This window comes from Streptomyces alkaliterrae, from assembly GCF_007097205.2.
GTDB classification, from domain to species: Bacteria; Actinomycetota; Actinomycetes; order Streptomycetales; family Streptomycetaceae; genus Streptomyces; species Streptomyces alkaliterrae.
Window position 1 is genome coordinate 20084 of sequence record NZ_VJYK02000033.1, and the last position, 7065, is coordinate 27148.

General features: G+C 72.4%; 8 protein-coding genes. 1 reads left to right on the plus strand and 7 read right to left on the minus strand.

What is annotated here, in order from left to right; all coding sequences use genetic code 11:
• Positions 1-7: 7 nt before the first annotated feature.
• The 3 genes from FNX44_RS05235 to pyrR form a co-directional block, all read right to left on the minus strand.
• Positions 8-1300 (minus strand): dihydroorotase, encoded by a 1293-nt coding sequence (locus tag FNX44_RS05235; RefSeq protein ID WP_143646766.1) that lies wholly within the window; start codon positions 1298-1300, stop codon positions 8-10.
• Positions 1297-2313, minus strand: coding sequence for an aspartate carbamoyltransferase catalytic subunit (locus FNX44_RS05240; RefSeq protein WP_143646767.1), 1017 nt, complete (start codon positions 2311-2313; stop codon positions 1297-1299). The genes FNX44_RS05235 and FNX44_RS05240 overlap by 4 nt, the downstream gene beginning before the upstream one ends.
• A 103-nt stretch (positions 2314-2416) precedes the next feature.
• Positions 2417-2998 (minus strand): bifunctional pyr operon transcriptional regulator/uracil phosphoribosyltransferase PyrR, encoded by a 582-nt coding sequence (pyrR, locus tag FNX44_RS05245; RefSeq protein WP_143646768.1) that lies wholly within the window; start codon positions 2996-2998, stop codon positions 2417-2419.
• A gap of 246 nt (positions 2999-3244) precedes the next feature.
• Between pyrR and bldD the strand changes: the two genes are divergently transcribed.
• Positions 3245-3745 (plus strand): transcriptional regulator BldD, encoded by a 501-nt coding sequence (bldD, locus tag FNX44_RS05250; protein WP_143646769.1) that lies wholly within the window; start codon positions 3245-3247, stop codon positions 3743-3745.
• A gap of 172 nt (positions 3746-3917) precedes the next feature.
• Here bldD and nusB read toward each other — a convergent pair whose 3' ends face one another.
• The 4 genes from nusB to FNX44_RS05270 all read right to left on the minus strand — a co-directional run.
• Positions 3918-4346: a transcription antitermination factor NusB gene (gene nusB / locus FNX44_RS05255; protein ID WP_143646770.1), complete on the minus strand. Its 429-nt coding sequence runs from the start codon at positions 4344-4346 to the stop codon at positions 3918-3920.
• A gap of 2 nt (positions 4347-4348) precedes the next feature.
• On the minus strand, positions 4349-4915 hold the full coding sequence (gene efp, locus FNX44_RS05260; protein WP_143646771.1) for an elongation factor P: 567 nt from the start codon (positions 4913-4915) through the stop codon (positions 4349-4351).
• Between the two features lie 68 nt (positions 4916-4983).
• The gene (locus FNX44_RS05265) at positions 4984-6132 is read right to left on the minus strand and encodes an aminopeptidase P family protein (protein WP_143646772.1); all 1149 of its coding nucleotides are present in this window, start codon (positions 6130-6132) and stop codon (positions 4984-4986) included.
• 201 nt (positions 6133-6333) lie between these two features.
• The coding region (locus tag FNX44_RS05270; RefSeq protein ID WP_153506880.1) for an AAA family ATPase at positions 6334-7065 on the minus strand (732 nt) is incomplete at its 5' end.

Below are 7065 nucleotides of genomic sequence, written 5' to 3' on the forward strand. Positions count from 1 at the left end.
CTTGTTTTCACGTGAGCTTCCCGTCGATGACCGTGGCCCGGCCCCGCAGGAAGGTGTGCGTGACGCGGCCGGGCAGGTCACGGCCCTCGTAGGGCGTGTTGCGGCTGCGGGACGCGAAGTGTGCGGGGTCCACGGCTCCACGGTATGCCGGGTCGACCAGCGTCAGGTTGGCGGGCTCGCCGGGTGAGACGGGGCGGCCCTGTCCGGTGAGACGGCCGATGCGGGCCGGGGCGTGCGACATGCGGTCGGCGACCTGCTCCCAGGTGAGCATGCCGGTGTCGACCATGGTCTGCTGGACGACGGACAGGGCGGTCTCCAGGCCGACCATGCCCATGGCGGCGGCGCCCCACTCGCAGTCCTTGTCCTCGTGCGGGTGCGGGGCGTGGTCGGTGGCGACGCAGTCGATGGTGCCGTCGGCCAGCGCCTCGCGCAGCGCGGTGACGTCCTCGGCGGTGCGCAGCGGCGGGTTGACCTTGTAGACCGGGTTGTAGGAGCGCACCATCTCGTCGGTGAGCAGCAGGTGGTGCGGGGTGACCTCGGCGGTGACGTTCCAGCCCTTGGACTTGGCCCAGCGCACGATCTCCACCGAGCCCGCGGTCGACAGGTGGCAGATGTGCACCCGGGAGCCGACGTGCGCGGCCAGCAGCACGTCGCGGGCGATGATCGACTCCTCGGCGACCGCCGGCCAGCCGCCGAGGCCGAGCTCCGCGGAGACCTCGCCCTCGTTCATCTGGGCGCCCTCGGTGAGGCGGGGCTCCTGGGCGTGCTGGGCGACGACGCCGTCGAACGTTTTCACGTACTCCAGCGCGCGGCGCATGATCACCGCGTCGTGCACGCACTTGCCGTCGTCGGAGAAGACGGTGACGCCGGCGGCGGACTCGTGCATGGCGCCCAGCTCGGCGAGCTGCTTGCCGTCCAGGCCGACGGTGACCGCGCCGACGGGCTGCACGTCGCAGTAGCCGGCCTCCTTGCCGAGCCGCCAGACCTGCTCGACGACACCGGCGGTGTCGGCGACGGGGAAGGTGTTCGCCATGGCGTGCACGGCGGTGAAGCCGCCGGCGGCGGCCGCCCGGGTACCGGTCAGCACGGTCTCGGAGTCCTCGCGGCCGGGCTCGCGCAGATGGGTGTGCAGGTCGACCAGGCCGGGCAGCAGGACCAGGCCGTCGGCGTCGATCACCGTGGCGCCGGCCGCCTCGAGACCGGTGCCGACCGCGCTGATCGTCTCGCCGTCGACGAGGACGTCGGCGGCGTCGCCGCCCAGCACCTTGGTCCCGCGGATCAGGATCTTGTTCTGGCTCACTTGCTCTCCTCGGTGCGGGTGGTGGTGGGGGCGTTCGTCTGAGTGCTCGCCGGAGTGGGCTCGGCGGGCTGGGGGCCGCTGTCGGCGCCGCTGAGCAGCAGGTACAGGACGGCCATCCGGATGCTGACGCCGTTGGTGACCTGCTCGACGGCGGTGCAGCGGGGCGAGTCGGCGACCTCGGCGCTGATCTCCATGCCGCGGTTCATCGGGCCGGGGTGCATGACCACGGCGTGCTCGGGCATCCTCGCCATGCGTTCGCCGCTGAGTCCGTAGCGGCGGGCGTACTCGCGTTCGGTCGGGAAGTAGGCGGCGTTCATCCGCTCCCGCTGGACGCGCAGCATCATCACCGCGTCCGACTTGGCCAGTTGGGCGTCGAGGTCGTAGGAGACCTCGCACGGCCAGCTCTCGGTGCGCACTGGGACGAGGGTGGGCGGCGCGACCAGGGTGACCTCGGCGCCGAGCGTGCTGAGCAGATGGACGTTGGAGCGGGCGACCCGGCTGTGCAGGATGTCGCCGACGATCGTGACGCGGCGGCCCGCCAGGTCGGTGCCCGGTCCGTCGCCCAGGCGTCGGCGCAGGGTGAAGGCGTCGAGCAGCGCCTGGGTGGGGTGTTCGTGGGTGCCGTCGCCGGCGTTGACGACCGAGCCGCCGATCCAGCCGGAGGTGGCGAGCCGGTGCGGCGCGCCGGAGTCGTGGTGCCGGATGACCACCGCGTCTGCGCCCATGGCCTCCAGGGTCAGCGCGGTGTCCTTGAGTGATTCGCCCTTGGACACCGAGGAGCCCTTGGCGGAGAAGTTGATGACGTCGGCCGAGAGCCGCTTGGCGGCGGCCTCGAAGGAGATGCGGGTGCGGGTGGAGTCCTCGAAGAAGAGGTTGACCACGGTGCGTCCGCGCAGGGTGGGGAGCTTCTTGATCGGCCGGTCGGCGAGCCTGCCGAGTTCCTCGGCGGTGTCGAGGATCAGCACGGCGTCGTCCCGGGTGAGGTCGGCGGCCGAGATCAGGTGGCGCTTCATCGGGGTGCCTTCTGTCGCCTTGTGGTGGGTTCGGGCGGTTCGGCGCGGGCAGGCCGGTGCCACACGGCGGCCCTGTGGGCAGGGCCCCGCGCCGGGGGGCGGCTTACTGTCCGGTGGCGGCGCGCGCGCCGAGCAGGACGCCGTCGTGGCCGTCCTCCTCGGTGAGCTGGACCTTGACCGTCTCCCGCAGCGACGTGGGGAGGTTCTTGCCGACGTAGTCGGCGCGGATGGGCAGCTCGCGGTGGCCGCGGTCGACCAGTACGGCGAGCTGCACGGCGCGCGGGCGGCCGAGGTCGCCGAGTGCGTCGAGCGCGGCGCGGATGGTACGGCCGGAGAAGAGCACGTCGTCGACGAGCACGACCAGTCGGCCCTCGACGCCGTCGCCGGGGATCTCCGTCCTGGCGAGGGTGCGCGGCGGGCTCAGCCGCAGGTCGTCGCGGTACATGGTGATGTCGAGGGAGCCGACCGGGATGGGACGCCCGGTGATCTCCTGGAGCTTGCCGGCGAGCCGCCTGGCCAGGTGCACGCCCCTGGTGGGGATGCCGAGGAGCACCACGTCGTCGGCGCCCTTGGCGCGTTCGACGATCTCGTGGGCGATGCGGGTGAGTACGCGGGCGATGTCCGGGCCTTCGAGGACCGGGCGGGCCGCGGGGGCCGCCGGAGGCGGCGCGCTGCTGTTGTCCATGCTGATTGGACCCCCTTCCCCGCCTCACTGGACGGGCCTTAAAGGACGTCTGGTACGAGGCCACGTTACCAGGCGGCTCGGACACCGCCCGTCGGAGCCCCGGAGGCATCCCGGCGACTGCCGTCGGGGGGCGGCGGGGCGGGCGGCCGTCGCTGGTCAGCGGGCCGGGAGCGCCCTCAGCTTGACGGCGGACATTACGCTGCGTAACCTCACAGTGAGTTACGACAACCTCTTCCGGGGAGCTTTATGTCCAGCGAATACGCCAAACAGCTCGGGGCCAAGCTCCGCGCGATCCGCACCCAGCAGGGCCTCTCCCTCCACGGCGTCGAGGAGAAGTCGCAGGGTCGTTGGAAGGCTGTCGTCGTCGGCTCGTACGAGCGCGGCGACCGCGCGGTGACCGTTCAGCGCCTCGCCGAGCTGGCTGACTTCTACGGCGTCCCCGTCCAGGAGCTGCTGCCGGGCACGACTCCCGGCGGTGCCGCCGAGCCGCCGCCGAAGCTGGTGCTCGACCTGGAGCGGCTGGCGCACGTGCCGGTCGACAAGGCCGGTCCGCTCCAGCGCTACGCGGCGACGATCCAGAGCCAGCGCGGTGACTACAACGGCAAGGTGCTCTCGATCCGTCAGGACGACCTGCGCACGCTGGCCGTCATCTACGACCAGTCGCCCTCGGTGCTGACCGAGCAGCTGATCAGCTGGGGCGTGCTCGACGCCGACGCGCGCCGCGCGGTGTCGCACGAGGAGGTCTGAGACCCGACCCGAGGTCCGTGGGAGGCGTCGGCGGCACGCCGCGGTGAAGAAACGTCACCGCAGCGCGGTCGGCGCCGACCTGCGAGAACCGGGGCGCCACACACCGACACAGGGGCCCGGAACGCGGATGCGTTCCGGGCCCCTGTGGGTGTCCGTGCCTGGCGGCCGACCGTCAGACGCGTCGGAGCTTGGGCGCCAGCTCCTTGAACCGGCCGAGCAGGCCGTTGACGAACGCCGGGGAGTCGTCGGTGGAGAACTCCCGGGCGAGTTGGACGCACTCGTCGATGACCACCGCGTCGGGCGTGTCCTCCACCCAGATCAGCTCATAGGCGCCGAGCCGCAGGATGTTGCGGTCCACCACCGGCATCCGGTCCAGCGGCCAGTCGACGGCGTACGTGGAGATCAGCTCGTCGATGCGGCCGGCGTACTGGGCGTAGCCCTCGACCAGCTCCATCGTGTACTCGCTGACCGGCGGCTGCCGGCTGTCGGTCCGGGCGTGCCGGATCCAGTCGGCCAGCACGTCGGTGACGCCGCTGCCGCGCTGGTCGGCTTCGAAGAGGATCTGGAAGGCACGCTTGCGGGCCTTGCTGCGAGCGGCCACGGTTAGTTGTTCACCCGGCCGAGGTACTCGCCGGTGCGGGTGTCGACCTTGATCTTCTCACCGGTGGTGATGAACAGCGGGACGCCGATCTCGTAGCCGGTCTCCAGCTTGGCGGGCTTGCTGCCGCCGGTGGAGCGGTCGCCCTGGACGCCGGGCTCGGTGTGCTCGATGACCAGCTCGACGGCGGCCGGCAGCTCGACGGACAGCGGGCTGCCCTCGTGCATCGCGACGGTGGCCTCGAAACCCTCGATGAGGTAGTTCGCGGCGTCACCGACCGTGCTGCGGTCGACATGGATCTGGTCGTAGGTGTCCATGTCCATGAAGACGAAGTACTCGCCGTCCATGTACGAGAACTGCATGCCACGCCGGTCGACGGTGGCGGTCTCGACCTTCGTGCCGGCGTTGAACGTCTTGTCGACGATCTTGCCGGAGAGCACGTTCTTCAGCTTGGTGCGCACGAAGGCAGGGCCCTTGCCGGGCTTGACGTGCTGGAACTCGACGACGGACCAGAGCTGGCCCCCGTCGAGCTTGAGCACCATGCCGTTCTTGAGGTCGTTCGTGGTGGCCACGGTGGCGGAATCTCCTGAGACTGCTGCTTGGACGGCCAGGGGCTTGGTTCGAACGCGCCGCTAGCGTGCTAGAGGGCGAGCAGCTCCTTGGTCGTGATGGTAAGTAGCTCCGGCCCGCCGTCCGCGAGGGAGCGGACGACGAGTGTGTCGTCAATCCGGACGCCGCCCCGACCCGGGAGATGGACCCCCGGTTCGACGGTGACCGGCACACGAGCGTCAAGTTTACTCATGGCCGAGGGGGACAACCGAGGGTCCTCACCGATTTCCAGGCCGACGCCGTGCCCCGTGCACGTCTCGACGGCCCCGCCGTGCCCCGCCGCGGCGAGCACCTGACGTGCCGCACGGTCCACCGCGCGGCACTCCACACCGGGCGCCAGCGCCTCGCGGCCGGCCCGCTGAGCAGCGAAGACGAGGTCGTAGAGCTCGATCTGCCAGTCGGCGGGCGCGGTCCCGATCACAAAGGTGCGCCCGATCTGGCAGCAGTAGCCGCGGTAGCGGGCGCCCATCCGCACGGAGAGGAAGTCACCCTCCTCCACCCGGCGGTCGGTGGGAGTGTGGGTGGGCACTCCGGCGTGCGGACCGGTCGCGACGGAGGTGGGGAACGCCGGGCCGTCCGCGCCGTGGTCGATCAGGCGGCGTTCGAGCTCCAGCGCCAGGTGCCGCTCGGTGCGGCCGACCAGGATGGACTCCAGGAGTTCGCCGAGCGCCTGGTCGGTGATCTCCGCCGCGATCCGCAGGGCGGCGATCTCCTCCTCGTCCTTGACCAGCCGCTGCTGCTCCACCGTGCGACCGAGGTCCGCCAGCGGCAGGTGCGGCGCGCCGGCGGTGAGGGCCCGGTGCCGGGCGACGGTCAGGTGGTGCTCTTCCACCGCCAGCGTCGCGACGCCGAGGTCGGCCGCCGTCCGCGCGGCGGCCACCGCCGGGTCGCCGCTCTCTCCGGCCGAGCGGAAACGCAGCTCGTCGCCGGGCTCGGGCAGCCGTCGCGGTTCGGCGCCGAGGTCGGCGGCGGTCACCGCGTCCGGGTCGGCGGTCGGCCTGCCGGTGGCGTGGGGGCTGAGGAAGAGCGTGTCCCGGGCGTCCGGTCCGACCAGCAGGGCCGCGCCCGGCGGGGCGCAGCCCGTGAGGTACCGCAGGTTGGCCGGGTGGGACACCAGGGCCGCCGTGCGGCCCGCGGGGTCGCGCAACCGGGCGCGGCGGGCCGTGTGTACCTCGGACATACCGTGAGGGTACGGCCGTCGGTCGCGGACGGCCGGTCGAACGCGGCCGGACGGCTCCCGCCCCGGCCTCCCCGCGGCCGATCCGACCGGGCACAGGCCCCGGTCGGAGCGCCGGGCGCGGTCAGGCGGCGGAGGGCCTGTGCCGTTCACCCGAACGGGTGCGGGTGGGGCTCGTTCCCCGGGCGGTGACCACCCGGCCGGTCACCAGGAGGCCGGGCTGGCCAGGCTGCGGGCGACGGCCTCGTCGAGCAGCCGCGCGGTGGTCTCCACGTCCTTGCGGGAGTTGTCGATGATCGGCAGCCCGGAGCCGTACCAGCCGGCCATACGGCCGTGGATGCGGGCCACCTCCTCGTCGCTGAGCCGCCGGTTGCCGCTGCGTTCGGCGTTGCGCTCCAGGACTATCTCCAGTCCCGGCAGCAGCACGATCGGCAGCAGTCCGGGCCCCACGTGCCGCTTCCAGCCGCCGAGGCCGACCACCGGCCGGTCCGGGAAGACGGCGTCGTCGAGGATGCAGGAGATGCCGTTGGCCAGGAAGTTGCGGGCGGCGAAGCCGCAGGTGCGGCGGGCCAGCCGGTACTGGGCCTCGGACTGGTCGTTCCAGCCGCTCTGCGGGTCGGCGAAGCCGGAGCGGACCCACTCGCGGACGTCGTCGAGGCTGATGTGCGCGGTGGGCACCTTGCGGCGGTCCGCCCAGTAGCGGGCGACGGTGGTCTTGCCGGCGCCTGCCGGGCCGATCAGCAGCACCGCCACCGCCGTGTGCGCGACGTCCGGCGCGGCGGGCTGGGCGGAGTGGACGGGCACCTCCACCGGGTCGCCCGGCGGCAGCCGCAGATGGCCGGTGTGGTCCTGTGGCGGCGCGGCGGGGCCGCTCGGGTGGCCTCCCCAGCCACCGGGCGCGGGAGCGGCCGGCGGCACGGCGGGGGACGGCGGGAC

Bases quoted from the DNA above. Each gene is read 5' to 3' on its own strand.
- FNX44_RS05265 (WP_143646772.1), bottom strand. From the start codon at position 6,132: ATGTCCGAGGTACACACGGCCCGCCGCGCCCGGTTGCGCGACCCCGCG.
- FNX44_RS05240 (WP_143646767.1), bottom strand. From the start codon at position 2,313: ATGAAGCGCCACCTGATCTCGGCCGCCGACCTCACCCGGGACGACGCC.
- bldD (WP_143646769.1), top strand. From the start codon at position 3,245: ATGTCCAGCGAATACGCCAAACAGCTCGGGGCCAAGCTCCGCGCGATC.
- pyrR (WP_143646768.1), bottom strand. From the start codon at position 2,998: ATGGACAACAGCAGCGCGCCGCCTCCGGCGGCCCCCGCGGCCCGCCCG.